This window comes from Streptomyces sp. NPDC093065 (genome assembly GCF_044754585.1).
GTDB lineage: Bacteria > Actinomycetota > Actinomycetes > Streptomycetales > Streptomycetaceae > Streptomyces.
The window spans coordinates 82,639-101,234 of the sequence record NZ_JBIVPJ010000023.1; the positions used below are offsets into that span (position 1 = coordinate 82,639).

An 18,596-nucleotide genomic window follows, 5' to 3' on the forward strand; every position below is an offset into this window, starting at 1 on the left:
GGCGCACAGTAACGCCGACGACGGAACCCGACGAGACCGAATGACCGCCGGGGGCTCCCGCATGCCGTCCCGACCGGAGGTCCCCGCCCATGACCAGTGAGCCGCGCCCCGCCCCGTTCCGCGTACCGGACCGGCTCGTAGCGGAATTGGCCGCCGGAGGCGGTTCCGCGGAGGCCGTGGCCTTCCTGGAACGCGGCGAACGGGCGCGTCGGCTGCTGCTGCTGCGGACGCTGCTGGACCGGCTGGCGGCGCTGCCCACGCCGCTGACGCCGGTCGCGGATGTCTGGGAGGTGTTCAAGGACGCCGCCGAACGGGACCCCGAGGCGGTCGACGGACTGCTGCTCGCGCCGACGACCGGTGCCTGGATCGCCCACATGCTGCGCCGGGTGCACGGCACCGCGACCGGGCCGCCGCTGTGGGCGGAGGCCGGGCGGCTGAACGTCCTGGCCCTCACCGCAGCCCTGCGCGCCGGTACGGAGGCGGTGCTCACGGTCCCGCTCACCGACCGCGGCCTGCACCTGCCGGGCCTGGGCCTCCTCCGCCTCCCGGCCGCGCCCGGACCGTCCGTCGCCCACGCCACCACCCGGGCCGGCGAACTCACCGTCTCCGGCCCTCCGGCCCACGGCCGGCCCCCGCGGCCCGTGACATGCCGACCGGCTTCCACGCCGGTGGGCGATCCGGGCACCGACTCCGGCGCGTCGATACGTCCGTGGACGGCATCGACGCGCCCCGGGGAGCCGGGGCCGGGGTCCGGCGGCCAACCCGGGGCGGCGGGCGGTTCCGGGGTGGTGGGTGGCTCGGGGGCCGCAGCCGGTTCCGGGGTGGCGGCCGGTTCCGGCGGAATGGCCGGTTCCGGCACCGCGGGCGGTTCTGGAGCGGCGGGTGGCTCGGGGGCGACAGCCGGTTCCGGGGTGGAGGGTGGTTCGGGGGCCGCGGCCGGTTCCGGTACGGCGGGTGGTTCGGTGGTGGCGGCCGGTTCCGGGGGGATGGCCGGTTCCGGCACCGCGGGCGGTTCTGGAGCGGCGGGTGGCTTGAGGGCGGCGGGCTCCGGCACAGCGGCCGGTTCCGGGGCTGCGGGTGGCTCGGGGTCGGCCGGTTCCGGAGTGGCGGCCGGTTCCGGGGCGACGGCCGGTTCCGGCACGGCGGGCGGCTCGGGGGCCGCGGCCGGTTCCGGCACCGCGGGCGGTTCTGGAGCGGCGGGTGGCTTGAGGGCGGCGGGCTCCGGCACAGCGGCCGGTTCCGGGGCGGCGGGTGGCTCGGGGTCGGCCGGCTCCGCCACGGCGGGCGGTTCCGGGGTGGTGGGTGGCTCGGAGGCCGCGGCCGGTTCCGGGGTGGTGGGTGGCTCCGGTTCGAAGGCGGTGCCGGCGGGGGCGCGGCGGTTCGACGGTCCGGCGGATGCGCGGCACGCCGCCCCGGACGGGAGCGCCTCCGCGGAGACGGGCACCTGGCTCCCGCTGCGTACCCTCACCCACCTCGCCCCCACCGGTCCCGTCGCCATCCCCCTGGACGACCTCGACCCCTACCGCGACCTCGACGACCCGGTACCGCCCGCCCGTCTCGACGCCGAGGAGGCGGCCGAGTGGCAGCGGGTGTTCGACGGCGCTGTCGCGGTGCTCGCCGCGACCGGCACCGATCAGGGACCGGGCCGGCTCGACCCGGCTCTGATACGCGCCGTCGTGCCCTACGGGCGCACCGCCGCCACCCCGCCCGCCGCACCGACCGTCGCCGTCTCCGCCTCCAGCGGCGATTCCTTCGGCGCCATGGTGATCTCCCGCCCCGGATCCGCGCTCGCCCTCGCGGAGACCATCGTCCACGAGTTCCAGCACAGCAAGCTCGCCGCACTGCTCCACCTCTTCCCCCTCCTCGACGACGACCGCGAGGAGCGCTACTACGCCCCCTGGCGCGCCGATCCGCGCCACCTCACGGGGCTGCTGCACGGCGCGTACGCCTTCACCGGCGTCGCGGGCTTCTGGCACGACCGGCTGACCGAGCCGGCGCACGCCGAGGCGGCCGCCTACCACTTCGCGCTGCGCCGGCTGCAGTGCCGGCTGGTCGTGCGCACCCTGCTGACCAGTGACCGGCTCACCGCACCCGGGCGCCGGCTCGTCGAGGGCCTGGCCCGGACGCTGGACGGCTGGCTGCGGGTGCCCGTCGACCCGGTCGCCCTGCGCCGGGCCCGCACGGCGGCCGCCCTGCACCGCGCCCAGTGGCGGCTGCGCAACCTCGACGCCCCCGCCGGACCGGACGGTGCCCCGCGCCTGCGTCCGGACCGCGCCTTCTGGCCCGACCACCGCACCCACGCCTTCGCCAGCCGCCCCACCGATCCCCGCACCCCCGACGAGCACCTCGCCGCCGAGGACCCGGCCACCGCGCTGGACGGCTACGCCAGGGCACTCGCCCGCGACCCGGCCGACCCCCACGCCCTGTCCGGCTGGATCGTCGCCCGCGCGACCCTGAACCCGGGGCACCCGACCCGCCGCCCGCTCGCCCGCCCGGAGTCGCTCCTGCCCCGCTCCGGTCACTGACCCCGGGTCGCACCGGTCTGCCCAAGCAGGGGATGAACACCCGCACGATTGGTCAGGATGGAGGCATGGGATTCCAAGTCGACTCCGAAGCCGGGCGGCTCACCCGCGTCATCCTGCACCGGCCGGATCTCGAGCTCAAAAGGCTCACCCCCAGCAACAAGGACGCCCTTCTCTTCGACGACGTGCTGTGGGTGCGCCGGGCGCGCGCCGAGCACGACGGGTTCGCCGACGTGCTCCGCGACCGCGGGGTGGCGGTGCACCTCTTCGGCGACCTGCTCACCGAGACCCTGGACGTCCCGGCCGCGCGGCGGCTCGTCCTCGACCGGGTCTTCGACGAGAAGGAGTACGGAGTGCTGGCCACGGACCACCTCCGGGCCGCATTCGAGACCCTGCCCGCCCACGAACTGGCCGAGTGGCTGGTCGGCGGCATGACCAAGCGGGAGTTCCTGGCCGCGCACCCGGAGCCGACCTCCGTGCGCTTCCACGCCATGGAACTGGACGACTTCCTGCTCGGCCCGCTGCCCAACCACCTCTTCACCCGCGACACCTCGGCCTGGATCTACGACGGCGTCTCCATCAACGCCATGCGCTGGCCCGCCCGGCAGCGCGAGACGGTCCACTTCGAGGCGATCTACCGGCACCACCCGCTGTTCCGCGACGAGACCTTCCACCTCTGGTCCGAGGGGCAGGCCGACTACCCCTCCACCATCGAGGGCGGCGACGTCCTCGTCATCGGCAACGGCGCCGTGCTCATCGGCATGAGCGAGCGCACCACGCCCCAGGCCGTCGAGATGCTCGCCCACAAGCTGTTCGCCGCCGGGTCCGCCCGGACCATCGTGGCCCTCGACATGCCGAAGCGGCGCGCCTTCATGCACCTCGACACGGTGATGACGATGGTCGACGGCGACACCTTCACCCAGTACGCCGGGCTCGGCATGCTCCGCTCCTACACCATTGAGCCCGGCGCCGGCGAGAAGGACCTGAAGGTCACCGACCACCCCCCGGAGCACATGCACCGCGCGATGGCCGCCGCCCTCGGACTCGGCGAGATCCGGGTCCTGACCGCGACCCAGGACGTCCACGCGGCGGAGCGGGAGCAGTGGGACGACGGCTGCAACGTCCTGGCCGTCGAACCGGGCGTCGTCGTCGCCTACGAGCGCAACGCCACCACCAACACCCACCTGCGCAAACAGGGCATCGAGGTGATCGAGATCCCGGGCAGCGAACTGGGCCGGGGCAGGGGCGGGCCCCGCTGCATGAGCTGCCCGGTCGAGCGGTCCGCCGTCTAGGCCCCAGAGCCCGCGGCCCCCCCGCCCTGACCGTATAGAAATTCGGAGCATCGTATATAGTTCCAGAAGTCCCCTGTTCTCGTACCGTATCCCTGGAGCGCCCTCATGGCGACAGCCCCGACCGCCCTCGCCGGCCGCCACTTCCTCAAGGAGCTCGATCTCACCGAGGAGGAGTTCCGCGGCCTGGTCGAGCTGGCCGCGGAGCTGAAGGCCGCCAAGCGGGCCGGGACCGAGACGCGGCACCTCACCGGCAAGAACATCGCGCTGATCTTCGAGAAGACCTCGACGCGCACCCGCTGCGCGTTCGAGGTCGCCGCCGCCGACCAGGGTGCCTCGACCACCTACCTCGACCCGGCCGGCTCGCAGATCGGTCACAAGGAGTCCGTGAAGGACACCGCCCGCGTACTCGGGCGCATGTTCGACGGCATCCAGTACCGCGGCGACAGCCAGGCCAAGGTCGAGGAACTGGCGGCCTTCGCCGGCGTCCCCGTGTACAACGGCCTGACCGACGACTGGCACCCCACCCAGATGCTCGCCGACGTGCTCACGATGAGCGAGCACAGCGACCGCCCCCTGCGGGAGACCGCCTTCGCCTACCTCGGCGACGCGCGCTTCAACATGGGCAACTCCTACCTGGTCACCGGCGCCCTGCTCGGCATGGACGTGCGGATCGTCGCCCCGAGGTCCTACTGGCCCGCCCGGGAGGTCGTCGAGCGGGCGCACAAGCTCGCCGAGGCCAGCGGGGCGCGTGTCACCCTCACCGAGGACGTGACCGAGGGCGTGCGCGGCGCGGGATTCGTCGTCACCGACGTCTGGGTCTCCATGGGCGAGCCCAAGGAGGTCTGGGCGGAGCGGATCAAGGCCCTCGCGCCCTACGCCGTGACCATGGACGTCCTGCGCGCCACCGGCAACCCGGACGTCAGGTTCATGCACTGCCTGCCCGCCTTCCACGACCTGGGCACCAAGGTCGGCCAGGAGATCTTCGAGGCCCACGGACTCGACTCCCTGGAGGTCACGGACGAGGTCTTCGAGTCGGAGCACTCGGTCGTCTTCGACGAGGCGGAGAACCGCCTGCACACCATCAAGGCCGTCCTCGTCGCCACCCTGGCCTGACTCCTCCGGGCGGCCTCCCCCCACCAGGCCCTATGCTGACCGGCGGTTCCGGAGCCACCCCTTCCGGCGCCGCCGGCCGCGACCACCGTCGCGCCCCGCACCACCAGAAACGAGCACCACCCGCAATGCCCGCTTCCCGCGTCAAGTCCCCCCACCTCCTGGTCGCCGAATCCGGCGCCGACCGCGAAGGCCACGGTCTGAAGCGCACGATGGGGCTGTTCCAGCTCGTCTGCTTCGGCGTCGGCGCGATCGTCGGCACCGGCATCTTCGTCGGCCTGTCCGACTCGGTCGCCGAGGCCGGTCCTGCCGTCGTCGTCTCCTTCGTCCTGGCCGCGATCACCTGCGTGTTCACCGCGTTCGCCTTCGCCGAGCTGGGCGGCGCGATCCCGGTCTCCGGCTCCTCGTACTCCTTCGCCTACGCCGGACTCGGCGAGCGGACCGCGTTCCTCGTCGGCTGGTGCCTGCTCCTGGAGTACGGCGTGTCGGTCTCGGCGGTCGCCGTCGGCTGGAGCCAGTACGTCAACGAGCTGCTCGACAGCGTCCTCGGGCTCCGGCTGCCGCAGGCACTGTCCGCCGGGCCCGGTGAAGGCGGCGCCGTCAACCTGCCCGCGGTGGTCGTCATCGCGCTGGCCTCGGTCCTGCTGGTGCGCGGCGTGCGCGAGAGCGCCCGGGCCACGGCCGCCATGGCCGTCCTCAAGCTGGCCGTCCTCCTCGCCTTCTGCGCCATCGGCTTCCACGCCTTCCAGGACGGCAACCTCACCCCGTTCTCACCGGCCGGCCTCGGCGGCATCGGCGCCGGCACCACGGCCGCCTTCTTCTCGTACATCGGCTTCGACGCGATCACCACGGCCGGCGAGGAGGCCAAGAACCCGCGCCGGGACATCCCCGTCGCGATCCTGGTCTGCATCGGCCTGGTCACCCTGCTCTACTGCGCGGTCGCCGTCGCCGCGATCGGCGCCGTCGGCGGGGACGAGGTCGGCGACCGGCCCGCCGCCCTCTCCCACGTCGTCGACCGGGTCACCGGCTCCGCGGCCGGCGGCGGCGTGGTCGCCTTCGGCGCGGTCGTCGCCATCGCCTCGGTGGTGCTCGCCGTGATGTACGGCCAGACCCGCATCCTGATGTCGATGTCCCGGGACGGCCTGATTCCGCGCGTCTTCGAGAAGGTCTCCCCGCGCACCTCGACGCCCGTCGCCGGCACCCTGATCGTCGGCTTGGTCTTCGCGCTCCCGGCGGCTTTCGCCCCGCTCGACGCGGTGGTCAACCTGTGCACCATCGGCACCCTCGCCACGATGGCCGCCGTCAACGTCTCGGTGATCGCCCTGCGGCGCCGCGAACCGGGCCTCGCCCGCACCTTCCGCGTCCCCCTGTACCCGGCGACGCCCCTGCTCGGGATCGGCTTCTGCCTGTACCTGATGTACGAGACGGGCGGCGCCACCTGGCTCCAGTTCGCGGTGTTCCTCGCGGTGGGCCTGCTGGTCTACGGCGCCTACGGGCGCCGCCACTCCCGCCTGGCCCGCACGGCGGCCGTCAGTGCGGACGACGCTGAGCGGGTACCGCAGGAAGCCTGAACCAGACCGCCTTGCCCGCCCCCGTGGGCCGGTGGCCGCAGGACGAGCTGAGGGCGCGGATCAGCAGCAGACCGCGCCCGCCCTCGCGCCACGGGTCGGGCGGCTCCACGCCCGGCCGGGTGAGGTCGGCCGGCGGCGCCGGGTCCGGGTCGTGCACCTCGACCTGGCAGCCGGTCGGCCGCAACTCCACCACCAGCTCGATCGGCGTCCGGCCCACGGAGGTGTGCTCCACGGCGTTGGCGACCAGCTCCGCCGTGAGCAGCTCCGCGGTGTCGCCGTCCGCCGTGTGCTCCAGCTCTGCCAGGGCGTTGCGCACCAGGGCACGCGCCACCGGCACCGCCGCGGCGGAATGCGGCAGCGCGATGCGCCAGGAGGCGGGAGCGGGGGAGTGATCGTGCACGGCAGGTCCGTTTCGTGGAGCAGGGGTGTCCTGTCCTGCTTTCAACCTTATGAATGGTACGGCGCCACCCGGCAGAGCCGTTCGACGGGCACCCCCGGGACCTTCGACTCTCGACGCCGGCGCCCCCGGCGCTTTATCGCGCACCCGTGACGACAGTCACAGAAGGGTGATAACTTCGAGTGTCATGAGTCCCTTCACCGGCTCCGCCGCCCCCACCTCCGACTGGCGGCACCTGCGTGTCGAGATCACCGACGGCGTCGCCACCGTCACCCTCGCCCGGCCCGACAAGCTCAACGCGCTCACCTTCGAGGCCTACGCCGACCTGCGCGACCTGCTCGCCGAGTTGTCCCGCGGGCGGTCCGTGCGGGCGCTGGTGCTGGCCGGCGAGGGGCGCGGCTTCTGCTCCGGCGGTGACGTGGACGAGATCATCGGCGCCACCCTGTCCATGGACACCGCGACGCTGCTCGACTTCAACCGGATGACGGGCCAGGTGGTCCGGGCGGTGCGGGAGTGCCCGTTCCCGGTGATCGCCGCACTGCACGGCGTCGCCGCCGGCGCGGGCGCGGTCCTCGCCCTGGCCGCCGACTTCCGCGTCGCCGACCCGTCCGCCCGCTTCGCCTTCCTCTTCACCCGCGTCGGCCTCTCCGGCGGCGACATGGGTGCCGCGTACCTGCTGCCCCGCGTCGTCGGCCTCGGCCACGCCACCCGCCTGCTGATGCTCGGCGACACGGTCCGCGCACCCGAGGCCGAGCGGATCGGCCTGATCAGCGAACTGACCGAAGAGGGCCGGGCCGACGAGGCCGCCCTCACCCTGGCCCACCGCCTGGCCGACGGCCCGGCCCTGGCCCACGCCCAGACCAAGGCCCTCCTGACGGCCGAGCTGGACATGCCGCTGGCGGCAGCGGTGGAACTGGACGCGTCGACCCAGGCCCTCCTGATGACGGGCGAGGACTACACCGAGTTCCACGCCGCCTTCACGGAAAAGCGTCCCCCGAAGTGGCAAGGGAGGTAGGGAGATGTTGTCGACGCGGGGGAGCATGCCGACCTCAGGGGCGCGGGGCAGTGCCGATCAGCGGCTCCGCCGCGGGGCGCGAGCGATCACGACGAACCCGCACCCGCCTGCGGCGAGAATCCACCCCCTGCGCACGGCGATCGTGGGCGGAGGCCCCGGCGGCCTCTACACCGCCGCCCTCCTCAAACGCCTCGCCCCCGACCGCGAGATCACCGTCTACGAGCGCAACGCCCCCGACGACACCTTCGGCTTCGGGGTAGTCCTCTCCGACGAAACCCTCGGCGGCATCGAACACGCCGACCCGGCCGTCTACGAGGCCCTCAAGGCACACTTCGTCCGCTGGGACGACATCGACATCGTCCACCGAGGCACCCGCCACACCTCCGGAGGGCACCGCTTCGCCGCCCTCGGCCGCCGCCGCCTCCTCGGCATCCTGCACGACCGCTGCCGCGACCTCGGCGTGGACCTGCGCTTCCGTACCGAGGCACCGCCCCCCGACCGGCTCGCACGGACCCACGACCTGGTCGTCGCCGCCGACGGGGTGCACAGCGCCACCCGCGAGGCCTACCGCGACGTCTTCCGGCCGCACCCGACCCCCCACCGCTGCCGCTACGTCTGGCTCGCCGCCGACTTCGCCTTCGAGGCCTTCCGCTTCGAGATCGCCGAAACCGAGCACGGCGTGATGCAACTGCACGGCTACCCCTACTCCCCGGACGCCTCCACCGTCATCGTCGAGATGCGCGAGGAGGTCTGGCGCGCGGCCGGCTTCGACGAACTGGACGAGGCCGAGTCCACCGCCCGCTGCGCCAAGATCTTCGCCGACGCCCTCGGCGGCCGCCCGCTCAGGTCCAACAGGTCCGCGTGGACCACCTTCCGTACGGTCGTCAACGAACGCTGGTCGCACGGCAACGTCGTCCTGCTCGGCGACGCCGCCCACACCGCGCACTTCTCCATCGGCTCCGGCACCAAGCTCGCCGTGGAGGACGCCCTCGCGCTGGCCGCCTGCCTGGAGGAGCAGCCCACCCTCCAGCAGGCACTCACCGCCTACGAGGAGGAGCGGCGCCCGGTCGTCGCCTCCACGCAGCGGGCGGCCAAGGCCAGCCTCGAGTGGTTCGAGGACCTGGACCGGTACCTCGGCCAGCCGCCGCGCCAGTTCGCCTTCAACCTGCTCACCCGCAGCCGCCGGGTCACCCACGACAACCTGCGGCTGCGCGACGCCGACTTCACGGACTCCGTCGAGCGCGAGTTCGGCTGCCCGCCGGACACGCCCCCGATGTTCACCCCGTTCCGGCTGCGCGGCCTGACCCTGCGCAACCGCGTCGTCGTCTCCGCGATGGACATGTACTCGGCCACCGACGGCGTCCCCGGCGACTTCCACCTGGTCCACCTGGGAGCGCGGGCCCTGGGCGGTGCCGCGCTGGTGATGACCGAGATGGTGTGCGTCAGCCCCGAGGGCCGCATCACCCCCGGCTGCGCGGGCCTCTACACCGGCCGCCAGGCCGAGGCGTGGCGGCGGATCACGGATTTCGTGCACGAGAGCGCGCCCGGCACCGCGATCGGCGTGCAGCTGGGCCACAGCGGCCGCAAGGGCTCGACCCGGCTGATGTGGGAGGGCATGGACGAACCGCTGCCCGACGGCAACTGGCCCCTCGTGGCCCCCTCCCCGCTGCCCTACCGGCCGGGCAGCCAGCTCCCGCGGGAGCTGACCCGGGCCCAACTGACCGACGTACGGCAGCAGTTCAGGGACGCCGCCGAACGGGCCGGGCGCGCCGGCTTCGACCTGCTCGAACTGCACTGCGCCCACGGCTACCTGCTCTCCGGCTTCCTCTCCCCGCTCACCAACCACCGCACCGACGCCTACGGCGGCTCACTGGAGAACCGGCTGCGCTTCCCCCTGGAGGTCTTCGACGCCGTACGCGAGGTGTGGCCCGGCGAGCGGCCCATGACCGTACGGATCTCCGCCACCGACTGGGCCGAGGGCGGCACGAGCGCCGAGGAGGCGGTCGGAATCGCCCGCGCCTTCGCCGCGCACGGCGCCGACGCCGTCGACGTGTCCACGGGGCAGGTCGTGTCCGGTGAACGGCCCGAGTTCGGGCGGTCGTACCAGACGCCGTACGCCGACCGCATCCGTCACGAGGCGGGCGTCCCGGTGATCGCCGTCGGCGCGATCTCCTCCTGGGACGACGTGAACTCGCTGATCCTGGCCGGACGCACCGACCTGTGCGCGCTGGCCCGCCCCCACCTCTACGACCCGCACTGGACCCTGCACGCCGCCGCCGAACAGGGCTACGACGGCCCCGGCGCCGTCTGGCCGGCGCCGTACCGGGCGGGCAGCCGCCCACCGCGCACCGGGCGCACCGACGCCCCCAAGCCGAGGCTCACGTTGCACGGACCGCGTCAGGACGGGTAGCCCCAGGCCGCGCACATCGCCCGCAGCCGCTCGGGGATCTCGTCCCGGCCGGGCAGTGCGCGCCCCGGCTGCACGGTGCCGGTGCGGATGTTCTCGCGCCAGTCGCCCAGGCCCCTGACCAGCTCGGCGCTGCTCTTCTTGCCGTAGTTGAGCATGGCCGGCGCGTAGTCGACGTCGAGGTACGCGCACAGGCGGCGCATCTCGCGCTCGGGGTCGTCGGTGATGTCCTCGTAGCGCACGGTGAAGCCGTCGGCGTCCGCCGCGCGGGCGTCCTCGACGGCCGTCATGTAGCGCAGCACGTCCGTGACGGCCGTCTCCAGCGGCCGCTTGACGGGGTCGGTCTCGTGCCAGGAGCGGGCGATCGACACGGGGTGGCGCAGCAGGAAGACGAAGCGCGCGTCGGGCCAGCAGTCCTTGAGGCGCCGGTACATGTACGCGTTGGCCGGTGTCTTCTCGACCACGAAGTCCTTGCCGGATCTGGTGAGTTCACGGTGCAGGACGCGGTCCCACAGCAGGTGCTCCAGATCGCCGCGCCGAAGATCGAGGGCGCCCATCGCGCGCTCGGAGAACCAGTTGCCGCAGGTGACTTGGAGCCGGCCGATGTGCAGCTCGTGCGGGGCGTGCAGCCGGGGGTGGGCGCCCAGCATCATGCGCAGCAGGGTGGAGCCGGAACGGATGGACGAGATGACGAAGACGGGCCGCCGCAGCAGCCGTTCGGTCGGCAGTTCCCCTGCCGACGGACATCGGTACGCCGCCGCCCGGTCCGCCGCCGGCTTCGCGGCGGCGGACTTCCTGTCCTGCTTTCCCTTCGGTTTCCCCTTCGCCGCCTGGGGTGCCCTCCGTACCTGGAGGCCGGTGGTCACGGTGAGGGCCCGGTTCAAGTTGCGCGCGAGACTCATGCGTCCGCACGGTAGGTGAGAAACCTGAGAAGAGGGTCTGAGAGGGCTGAGGGTTCGCTGATCCCGCGGAAATGTGATGTGAATCACTGTCCGGGAGGTGGGATCGGTCCCGTGTTCTGCCCCATGTCCGCATAGTGCGCGCCCGCGTCGCGCAGCCGCTCGTGCAGGGCGCGGAAGACGGTCGCCGAGCGCGTGCCGGGCCAGTCCCCGGGCAGCAGCCGGGCGGGCAGCCCCGGGTCCGCGTAGGGCAGGTGGCGCCAGGAGTCCAGGGCGAGGAGGTAGTCGCGGTAGGCCTCCTCGGGCGGGGTGTCCGCCCGGCGCTCCCAGTCGTGCAGTACGCGCGCGTGCCGGTCGAGGAACGCCTCGTGCTCCTTGGCGATCGCGGCCAGGTCCCACCAGCGGGCCACCGCCTCGGCGGTCGGCGTGAAGCCCAGGTGCTCCCCGCGGAAGAAGTCCACGTAGGAGTCCAGGCCCAGGCGGCCCAGCGCGTGCCGGGTCTCCTCGTACAGCCGGGCCGGTGCGATCCACACGCCGGGTGCCGCGGTGCCGAAACCGAGGCCGGCCAGGCGGGAGCGCAGGACGTGCCGCTTCTGCCGCTCCGACTCGGGCACCGAGAACACGGCGAGCACCCAGCCCCCGTCCTCGTGGAGGGCGGTGGTGGCGTAGACGCGCCGGTCTCCGTCGTCCAGCAACTGACGTGCCTCGGCGGAGAGTTCGTACCCCGCCGCGCCCTCGGCCGTCCGGGCGGGCACCAGCAGCCCGCGCCGCTTCAGCCGGGACACCGACGAGCGCACGGAGGGCGCGTCCACTCCGACCGCCGCCAGCAGCCGGATCAGCTCGGCGACGGGCACCGGGCCCGGCGCGAAACGGCCGTACGCGCCGTAGAGCGTGACGATGAGGGACCTCGGGGCGTGCTGTACGTGCTGGTCGGACACGTTGATCATCTTATGTCGTCGGCGTCGCGCCCGGCCGCCCAGGGGATCCCGGACGCGCACCGGGAGGCGGGGCGGAAGGACCGGGCGGGTCCAGCAGACGGTAGCGCTGGAGTTTGCCCGTCGCCGTGCGCGGCAGCGCGTCCAGGAAGACGAGCTCACGCGGGCACTTGTACGGCGCCAGCTCCGAGCGCAGGAAGTCGCGCAGCGCGTCCGCGTCCCGCCCGGCCCCTTCCCGCAGCACCACGTGGGCCACCACGACCTGCCCCCGGCGCTGGTCGGGCCGGCCCACCACCGCCGCCTCCACCACGTCCGGATGGCGCAGCAGCGCGTCCTCCACCTCCGGCCCGGCGATGTTGTACCCGGCGGAGATGATCATGTCGTCGGCGCGTGCCACGTACCTGAAGTACCCGTCGGGCTCGCGGACGTAGGTGTCCCCGGTGACGTTCCAGCCGTCGCGCACGTACTCGCGCTGGCGCGGATCGGCGAGGTAGCGGCACCCGACCGGCCCGCGCACCGCCAGCAGTCCCGGCTCCCCGTCGGGCACGGGCATGCCCTGCCCGTCCTGCACGCGCGCGTGCCACCCCGGCACCGGAACGCCGGTCGTACCGGGCCTGATGGCGTCGTCCGCCGCGGAGACGAAGATGTGCAGCAGCTCGGTGGCGCCGATGCCGTTGATGACGCGCAGACCCGTGCGCTCGTGCCAGGCCCGCCAGGTGGCCGCGGGCAGGTTCTCGCCCGCCGAGACACAGCGCCTCAGGCTCCTCACGTCGTACGCGTCCAGCTCGTCGAGCATCGCGCGGTACGCCGTCGGCGCCGTGAACAGCACCGACACCCGGTGCTCGGCGACGGCCGGCAACAGCTGTCTGGGACCGGCCTGTTCGAGCAGCAGGGCGCTCGCCCCGGCCCGCATCGGGAAGACGACGAGACCGCCGAGACCGAAGGTGAAACCGAGCGGCGGGCTGCCCGCGAAGACGTCGTCCGGGAGCGGCTTCAGCACCTGCTCGGAGAAGGTGTCCGCGATCGCCAGCACATCGCGGTGGAAGTGCATGCAGCCCTTGGGGCGCCCGGTGGTGCCGGAGGTGAACGCGATCAGCGCCACGTCGTCGGCGGCCGTGTCGACGGCCTCGTACGGAGTGCCGGTCCCCGCTCGGGACGCCGTACGGCCCCGCAGGTCGTCCGGCGCGTCCCCGCCGTACGTGGTGATCCTGAGCCCGGGGATCTCCGCCTTGGCGAGGTCGTCGACGGCCCGGACGTCGCACAGCGCGTGCCGCACCCGGGCGATCTCGCAGATCGCGCGCAGCTCGTGCGGCCGCTGCTGGGCCAGCACGGTGACCGCCACCGCGCCCGCCTTCAGCACCGCCAGCCAGCATGCGGCCAGCCACGGGGTGGTGGGGCCGCGCAGCAGCACCCGGTTCCCCGGGACCACACCGAGGTCGCCGCTGAGCACGTGCGCGATCCGGTCGACGCGCTCCCGCAGCCCGCCGTAGCTCCACACGTCCCCGGACGCGGTGCGGAAGACCGGGCGGTCGCCGGGCGGGCCGGTGAGCAGCTCCTCGGCGCAGTTCAGCCGGTCCGGGTAGCGCAGCCGGGGCAGCTCGAAGAGGAGCTCGGGCCACTGCTCGGGGGGCGGCAGGTGGTCGCGCGCGAAGGTGTCGACGTGGGCGGAGCGGTGCGGGTCCGCGCGGCGCGGATCGGCCATGGCGGTTCGCCCCCTTTGTCGTGGTGGGCTCGCGCAACGAGCGTATCGTGTTGGTGACGGCAGTCAACGGGGCGCGATAACCTCGGCCGTGGCCCGGCAAGCGGGGTGGCAGGCAGGGGAGCAGGGGAAGGGACCGGCGATGACCGCATTCTCGCTCGAACCGGCACAACTCGCCTGGTGCGAGGAGCTGCGCGCCCTCGCCGCCGAACGGCTGCGCCCGCTCGCGGAGAAGGGCGAGCCGGGCCGCGTCAACCGCGCCCTGGTCGCCGAGCTCGGCACCCTCGGCCTGCTGCCCCGGCTGTTCACCTCGGGCGCCCTCGACCTGTGCCTGATGCGGGAGTCACTCGCCCACGCCTGCACGGAGGCCGAGACGGCCCTCGCCCTCCAGGGCCTCGGCGCCCACCCCGTGCACGCCCACGGCACCGACTCCCAGCGCGCCCGCTGGCTCCCCCGTGTGAGCGCCGGCACCGCGGTGGCCGCCTTCGCCCTCAGCGAGCCCGACGCGGGCTCGGACGCGGCGGCACTGTCCCTGAGGGCGGAACCGGAGGCCGGGCACGGCGCGGGAGCCTCCGCCTGGCGCCTCACCGGCGAGAAGTGCTGGATCTCCAACGCCCCCGAGGCCGACTTCTACACCGTGTTCGCCCGCACCACCCCCGGCGCCGGCGCCCGCGGCGTCACCGCCTTCCTCGTGCCCGCCGACCGCCCCGGCCTGACCGGCACCCCGCTCGACATGCTCTCGCCGCACCCCATCGGCGCCCTCGCCCTCGACGCCGTGCCCGTCACCGCGGACGACGTGCTGGGCGAACCGGACCGCGGCTTCCGGGTGGCGATGGACACCCTCAACCTGTTCCGCCCCAGCGTCGGCGCCTTCGCCGTCGGCATGGCGCAGGCCGCCCTCGACGCGACCCTCGCGCACACCCGCGCACGCGACGCCTTCGGCGGCAAGCTGCGCGACCTCCAGGCCGTCTCCCACCAGGTCGCCGAGATGGCCCTGCGCACCGAGGCGGCCCGGCTGATGGTGTACGCGGCGGCCACGGCCTACGACGCGGGCGCGCCGGACGTCCCGAAGCGCGCCGCGATGGCGAAACTCCTCGCCACCGAGACCGCGCAGTACGTCGTCGACCGCGCCGTCCAGCTGCACGGCGCCCGCGCCCTGCGCCGCGGCCACCTCCTCGAACACCTCTACCGCGAGGTGCGCGCGCCGCGCGTCTACGAGGGCGCGAGCGAGGTCCAGCGCGGCATCGTCGCCAAGGAGCTCTACCGCACACAGGACACAACAACGAAGGAGGCCGGAGCATGACCACCGAACGGGTGAACCCGCCCGACCTGTCCCCGCCCACCGGCTTCTCCCACGCCGTCGTCGCCACCGGCACCCGGGTCGTCTTCCTGGCCGGCCAGACCGCCCTCGACACCGACGGCAAGATCACCGGCGACACCCTCCCCGCCCAGTTCGAGCTGGCCCTCACCAACCTCCTCACCGCCCTGCGTGCCGCCGGCGGCACCCCCGTCGACCTCGCCCGCGTCACCGTCTACGCCACCGACGTCGCCGCCTACCGCACCCACGCCGCCGAACTCGGCCGCACCTGGCGCGAGCTGGCCGGCCGCGACTACCCGGCGATGGCGGTCGTGGAGGTCGTACGGCTCTGGGACGAACGGGCGTTGGTGGAACTCGACGGGTTCGCCGTACTGCCGTAGCGCACCCGCGGCCCCTACCATTCCGGCATGCCGGACATCGAACTGAGCGCGGGAACCATCGAGTACGAGGACACCGGCGGCGAGGGCCCGGTCGTCGTCCTCCTCCACGGCCTCGTCCACGACGCGACCGTGTGGCGCAAGGTCCTCGCCGACCTGCGCACCGACCACCGGGTGATCGCGCCGACCCTGCCCTACGGCGCCCACCGCCGCCCGATGCGCCGCCCGCCCACGCCCGACCTGGTCAACGAGCTGATCGCCGAGTTCCTCGACCGCCTCGACCTCACCGACGTCACCCTCGTCGAGAACGACTGCGGACGCGCCCAGACGGTGGCCGCCCGGCACCCCGAGCGCCTCGCGAGACTGGCGCTCGTCGCGTGCGAGGCGTTCGACAACTACCCGCCGGGCCTGCCGGGAAAGCTGATCGGCGTCGCCTGCCGGACGCCCGGCGGGGTGTCCGCCCTGGTGCGCACCCTGGGCCTCAAGCCGCTGCGCCGCCTGCCCGTCGGCATCGGCGCCCTCACCAAGAGGCCCGTGCCGGACACGGTCGTCGACGGCTGGCTGCGCCCGCTGCGCACCGACCCTGCGATCCGGTGGGACTTCCGGCACTACGGCACCCACGTCCGCCGCGACGAACTGCTCGAAGCCGCCCGGGGACTGCGGAAGTTCGACCGGCCCGCGCTCGTCGTCTGGGCGACCGAGGACCTGATGATGCCCCGCGCCCACGGCCGGCGCCTGGCCGAACTCCTCCCGCACGGGCGGCTGGTGGAGGTCGAGGACGCCAGGACGCTGATCCCCGAGGACCAGCCGGAGCTGCTCGCCTCCCTGCTGCGGGAGTTCATCGCCGAGAAGCACTGACCCCACGGACCGCTGCCTGCCCGGCGGGGGCGAACCGCGGTCAGGCGGCCGTCGCCAGGTGTCCGTCCGGCACCCGGTGCGGGGCGACGACCAGGCCGTCGGGCCGCAGTTCGCCGGTGTCGTCGAAGACGATCGTGCCGTCGCACAGCAGCTTCCACCCCTGCTCGGGGTGGGCGGCGACGGCGTGCGCGCGGGCGTCGGTCGCGGGGCAGGAAGGCCGGTGGGCACACATGGCGCACCTCCATGTCGGGAGACCGTCCCGCCGTCGGGACCGTCGCGTGCACCGACCGTGCGCCCGCCGGCGAGCCGCCGCCAAGACCCCGGCGGCAGGCGTGACAACACCCGGACAGACCGGCGACGGTTCCACGACCGTCGACGCGGACTCGCCACCGAAGGGGTGATGGTCACTGCCGCCCGCCCCTTCGCCCGGTACCAGTGGAACCCCTCATTCCGACCCGACCGGGAGGTCCCCCCATGCGTGCAAGTTCCGCCGCTCTCGCCACCGCCGCCGCTGCCGCCCTGCTCCTGCTCGGCGCGCCCGCCGCCCCGGCCGCGCCCCACGACGCCCGCCTCGTCGCGGAGTCGGTGACCGTCGACCCGGTCGGCCGCATCGCCGCCGACGGCGGCATCACCCTCTCCGGAACCTACCGCTGCACCGGCGGCAGCGGCCCGGTCTTCGTCAGCTCCACCGTGAGCCAGAGCGACCCGTCCGTCCGGTACGGCGTCGGCGGCACCCGCGCGGTCTGCGACGGCCTGGAGCACCGCTGGGTCAACACCGGCACGCCCGACAGAGTCGTCCTCGAGCCCGGCGCGGCCCACGTCGAGGCCACCCTGATGGAACTGCGTCCCACGGGCATCGTGCCGCTCCCGAGCTTCCACGCCCGGCAGGGACAGGACGTGACCCTGACGGCGTCCTGACCCGCCTCTCTCGGCGGCCTCCGGACCTGCCCGGAAACGCGGTCCGCGACGACCGCCGAATTCACCTTTCCTCACATCCGCCGGAGGGAACGGAAGCCTGTTCCGACCATCTTGTTCCGCTCCGGGTCAGATTCTTTTCCCGGGGCGCGTGCCCGGTCGCGGCGAGCGCACGGCATTCTGCCGCTGCTGGGGAAGGGACACCGCGTCGGACGCCGCCTTGCCCGACACCTCGTCACCCGGAGTGACCGTGGCGCGCTGCCGGTGACGCGGCACCGCCCGCCGGGGCGGACGGGTGAGCGTGATCTGCCGGATGACCTGCTGGAAGCAGACCAGCGAGGCGAGACCGGGCAGGGCCGCCGCCGCGGCGTCACTCACGGTCCTGGGTGCCTCCGCGACGCACAGCAGCATCGCGATGGCCGAGAACAGCAGGACGACGGCCCAGGAGTGCACCGCGCGGCGCTGGTGCAGCGCGGCCCGCAGCACCGCCAGCGAGGCCACCAGCCAGGGCCCGTAGACCAGCAGCGGCCACCAGGACACGACACTGCCCCGGGTGCGGGTCACGGCGGCCAGGCGCAGCGGCTCGTAGGCCACCATGCCGCCGAACAGGCTCACGGAGGCCGCGATGACCGCGGCGAGCGCGGCGACGAACAGGCTCGCGGCCCGCAGCCGGCTCACCTTTCTCCCTCTGCGGACCCTGCGGTGACTCGTCGGGGACTCCCTCAACGGGGGCAACTCCGCCGTGATCTCCTGCAGGTTGCTCAGCGGTGTGCCCGGGGCGGGTGCGAGCGCCGAAGCGTCCGTGGCGGAGGGTGAGGGCACGCCGGTCTGCTGCTCCATCGCGTCCTGGAGCAGGAACGCGAGTTCCTCGGCCGGGTCCCAGCCCGGCTCGGGCGGAACCAGGGTCTCCTGGAAGGCCTCCTGGGGCGCCCGGTGCCGGCCCGTGCCGCCCATGGCGCGGAACGACCCTTCGCCGTACGGCATGTGGGGATGAGTGTGTTCTTCGTACACGAGGTGCCGGTCACTCCGCCCGGGTGCACGTCAGGGAGCCCTGCGCGCGGCCCCACCGCTCGGCGAGACCGCTCTCCAACTCGGTCATGACGTCCAGGAAGCGTTGCAGGACCGGTTCGGTCACACGGAGAGGGACGGGGTGCCCGCCTCTGGTCGGAGTCCCGTCACCCGGTGACGGACAGTGAGATCTGCCGGGCCTGTAGGTGTACGGGCCAAGCGCCGTCAATTCCCCGTGTTCCTCGGTCATATCCGAAGTAACGTCTGCCTACT

Annotated in this window: 16 protein-coding genes; 10 read left to right on the forward strand and 6 right to left on the reverse strand. The window is 73.6% G+C overall.

From position 1 onward, the window contains the following. Positions 1-89 precede the first annotated feature (89 nt). From ACIQFU_RS31505 to ACIQFU_RS31520, 4 genes are all read left to right on the forward strand, one after another. On the forward strand, positions 90-2,525 hold the full coding sequence (locus ACIQFU_RS31505; RefSeq protein WP_402556063.1) for an aKG-HExxH-type peptide beta-hydroxylase: 2,436 nt from the start codon (positions 90-92) through the stop codon (positions 2,523-2,525). A gap of 65 nt (positions 2,526-2,590) precedes the next feature. Beyond that, positions 2,591-3,814: an arginine deiminase gene (locus ACIQFU_RS31510; RefSeq protein ID WP_402556064.1), complete on the forward strand. Its 1,224-nt coding sequence runs from the start codon at positions 2,591-2,593 to the stop codon at positions 3,812-3,814. 105 nt (positions 3,815-3,919) lie between these two features. Then, a complete protein-coding gene (gene argF, locus ACIQFU_RS31515; protein WP_402556066.1) occupies positions 3,920-4,927 on the forward strand; it encodes an ornithine carbamoyltransferase in 1,008 nt (335 codons plus the stop codon). Positions 4,928-5,052: 125 nt separating this feature from the next. Continuing rightward, complete coding sequence (locus tag ACIQFU_RS31520) at positions 5,053-6,495, forward strand: amino acid permease (protein ID WP_402556068.1); 1,443 nt, start codon at positions 5,053-5,055, stop codon at positions 6,493-6,495. Here ACIQFU_RS31520 and ACIQFU_RS31525 read toward each other — a convergent pair. Then, positions 6,455-6,895, reverse strand: a complete 441-nt coding sequence (locus ACIQFU_RS31525; protein ID WP_402556069.1) for an ATP-binding protein — start codon at positions 6,893-6,895, stop codon at positions 6,455-6,457. The two genes, ACIQFU_RS31520 and ACIQFU_RS31525, sit on opposite strands and share 41 nt — an antisense overlap. A 184-nt stretch (positions 6,896-7,079) precedes the next feature. On the opposite strand from ACIQFU_RS31525, the gene ACIQFU_RS31530 reads away from it, so the two are divergent. Continuing rightward, positions 7,080-7,907, forward strand: a complete 828-nt coding sequence (locus ACIQFU_RS31530; RefSeq protein WP_402556071.1) for an enoyl-CoA hydratase family protein — start codon at positions 7,080-7,082, stop codon at positions 7,905-7,907. A 4-nt stretch (positions 7,908-7,911) separates the two neighbouring features. Further along, on the forward strand, positions 7,912-10,317 hold the full coding sequence (locus ACIQFU_RS31535) for a bifunctional salicylyl-CoA 5-hydroxylase/oxidoreductase (RefSeq protein ID WP_402556073.1): 2,406 nt from the start codon (positions 7,912-7,914) through the stop codon (positions 10,315-10,317). On the opposite strand, the gene ACIQFU_RS31540 is transcribed toward ACIQFU_RS31535, so the two are convergent. The 3 genes from ACIQFU_RS31540 to ACIQFU_RS31550 form a co-directional block, all read right to left on the reverse strand. Next, entirely contained in the window at positions 10,305-11,216 is a 912-nt protein-coding gene (locus ACIQFU_RS31540; RefSeq protein ID WP_402556074.1) for a sulfotransferase family protein, read from the reverse strand. The two genes, ACIQFU_RS31535 and ACIQFU_RS31540, sit on opposite strands and share 13 nt — an antisense overlap. Before the next feature lie 83 nt (positions 11,217-11,299). Further along, positions 11,300-12,160, reverse strand: a complete 861-nt coding sequence (locus tag ACIQFU_RS31545) for a PaaX family transcriptional regulator C-terminal domain-containing protein (RefSeq protein WP_402556075.1) — start codon at positions 12,158-12,160, stop codon at positions 11,300-11,302. Between the two features lies 1 nt (position 12,161). Further along, on the reverse strand, positions 12,162-13,913 hold the full coding sequence (locus ACIQFU_RS31550) for an AMP-binding protein (RefSeq protein ID WP_402556129.1): 1,752 nt from the start codon (positions 13,911-13,913) through the stop codon (positions 12,162-12,164). A gap of 76 nt (positions 13,914-13,989) precedes the next feature. On the opposite strand from ACIQFU_RS31550, the gene ACIQFU_RS31555 reads away from it, so the two are divergent. Genes ACIQFU_RS31555 through ACIQFU_RS31565 form a run of 3 tightly spaced genes read left to right on the forward strand, consistent with a single transcriptional unit; the run spans position 13,990 to position 16,400 of the window. Beyond that, positions 13,990-15,150 carry an acyl-CoA dehydrogenase family protein gene (locus ACIQFU_RS31555; RefSeq protein ID WP_402556077.1) on the forward strand — a complete coding sequence of 387 codons (1,161 nt, stop codon included), beginning with the start codon at positions 13,990-13,992 and terminating at the stop codon, positions 15,148-15,150. Beyond that, complete coding sequence (locus tag ACIQFU_RS31560) at positions 15,147-15,545, forward strand: RidA family protein (protein WP_402556079.1); 399 nt, start codon at positions 15,147-15,149, stop codon at positions 15,543-15,545. The genes ACIQFU_RS31555 and ACIQFU_RS31560 overlap by 4 nt, the downstream gene beginning before the upstream one ends. A 27-nt stretch (positions 15,546-15,572) precedes the next feature. Next, positions 15,573-16,400 carry an alpha/beta fold hydrolase gene (locus ACIQFU_RS31565; protein ID WP_402556081.1) on the forward strand — a complete coding sequence of 276 codons (828 nt, stop codon included), beginning with the start codon at positions 15,573-15,575 and terminating at the stop codon, positions 16,398-16,400. Positions 16,401-16,440: 40 nt separating this feature from the next. On the opposite strand, the gene ACIQFU_RS31570 is transcribed toward ACIQFU_RS31565, so the two are convergent. After that, positions 16,441-16,632 carry a DUF5999 family protein gene (locus ACIQFU_RS31570; protein ID WP_402556083.1) on the reverse strand — a complete coding sequence of 64 codons (192 nt, stop codon included), beginning with the start codon at positions 16,630-16,632 and terminating at the stop codon, positions 16,441-16,443. 242 nt (positions 16,633-16,874) lie between these two features. Between ACIQFU_RS31570 and ACIQFU_RS31575 the strand changes: the two genes are divergently transcribed. After that, positions 16,875-17,318, forward strand: a complete 444-nt coding sequence (locus ACIQFU_RS31575; RefSeq protein WP_402556084.1) for a DUF6299 family protein — start codon at positions 16,875-16,877, stop codon at positions 17,316-17,318. Positions 17,319-17,444: 126 nt separating this feature from the next. Here the strand turns inward: ACIQFU_RS31575 and ACIQFU_RS31580 are convergent, their stop codons facing one another. Then, entirely contained in the window at positions 17,445-18,299 is an 855-nt protein-coding gene (locus tag ACIQFU_RS31580) for a DUF2637 domain-containing protein (RefSeq protein WP_402556086.1), read from the reverse strand. Positions 18,300-18,596 lie beyond the last annotated feature (297 nt).

What these genes read in the sequence shown, in the direction of transcription:
- ACIQFU_RS31505 (WP_402556063.1), top strand. Translation starts at nt 90, where the DNA reads ATGACCAGTGAGCCGCGCCCCGCCCCGTTCCGCGTACCGGACCGGCTC.
- ACIQFU_RS31510 (WP_402556064.1), top strand. Translation starts at nt 2,591, where the DNA reads ATGGGATTCCAAGTCGACTCCGAAGCCGGGCGGCTCACCCGCGTCATC.
- argF (WP_402556066.1), top strand. Translation starts at nt 3,920, where the DNA reads ATGGCGACAGCCCCGACCGCCCTCGCCGGCCGCCACTTCCTCAAGGAG.
- ACIQFU_RS31520 (WP_402556068.1), top strand. Translation starts at nt 5,053, where the DNA reads ATGCCCGCTTCCCGCGTCAAGTCCCCCCACCTCCTGGTCGCCGAATCC.
- ACIQFU_RS31530 (WP_402556071.1), top strand. Translation starts at nt 7,080, where the DNA reads ATGAGTCCCTTCACCGGCTCCGCCGCCCCCACCTCCGACTGGCGGCAC.
- ACIQFU_RS31535 (WP_402556073.1), top strand. Translation starts at nt 7,912, where the DNA reads ATGTTGTCGACGCGGGGGAGCATGCCGACCTCAGGGGCGCGGGGCAGT.
- ACIQFU_RS31540 (WP_402556074.1), bottom strand. Translation starts at nt 11,216, where the DNA reads ATGAGTCTCGCGCGCAACTTGAACCGGGCCCTCACCGTGACCACCGGC.
- ACIQFU_RS31545 (WP_402556075.1), bottom strand. Translation starts at nt 12,160, where the DNA reads ATGATCAACGTGTCCGACCAGCACGTACAGCACGCCCCGAGGTCCCTC.
- ACIQFU_RS31555 (WP_402556077.1), top strand. Translation starts at nt 13,990, where the DNA reads ATGACCGCATTCTCGCTCGAACCGGCACAACTCGCCTGGTGCGAGGAG.
- ACIQFU_RS31560 (WP_402556079.1), top strand. Translation starts at nt 15,147, where the DNA reads ATGACCACCGAACGGGTGAACCCGCCCGACCTGTCCCCGCCCACCGGC.
- ACIQFU_RS31565 (WP_402556081.1), top strand. Translation starts at nt 15,573, where the DNA reads ATGCCGGACATCGAACTGAGCGCGGGAACCATCGAGTACGAGGACACC.
- ACIQFU_RS31570 (WP_402556083.1), bottom strand. Translation starts at nt 16,632, where the DNA reads ATGTGTGCCCACCGGCCTTCCTGCCCCGCGACCGACGCCCGCGCGCAC.
- ACIQFU_RS31575 (WP_402556084.1), top strand. Translation starts at nt 16,875, where the DNA reads ATGCGTGCAAGTTCCGCCGCTCTCGCCACCGCCGCCGCTGCCGCCCTG.
- ACIQFU_RS31580 (WP_402556086.1), bottom strand. Translation starts at nt 18,299, where the DNA reads ATGCCGTACGGCGAAGGGTCGTTCCGCGCCATGGGCGGCACGGGCCGG.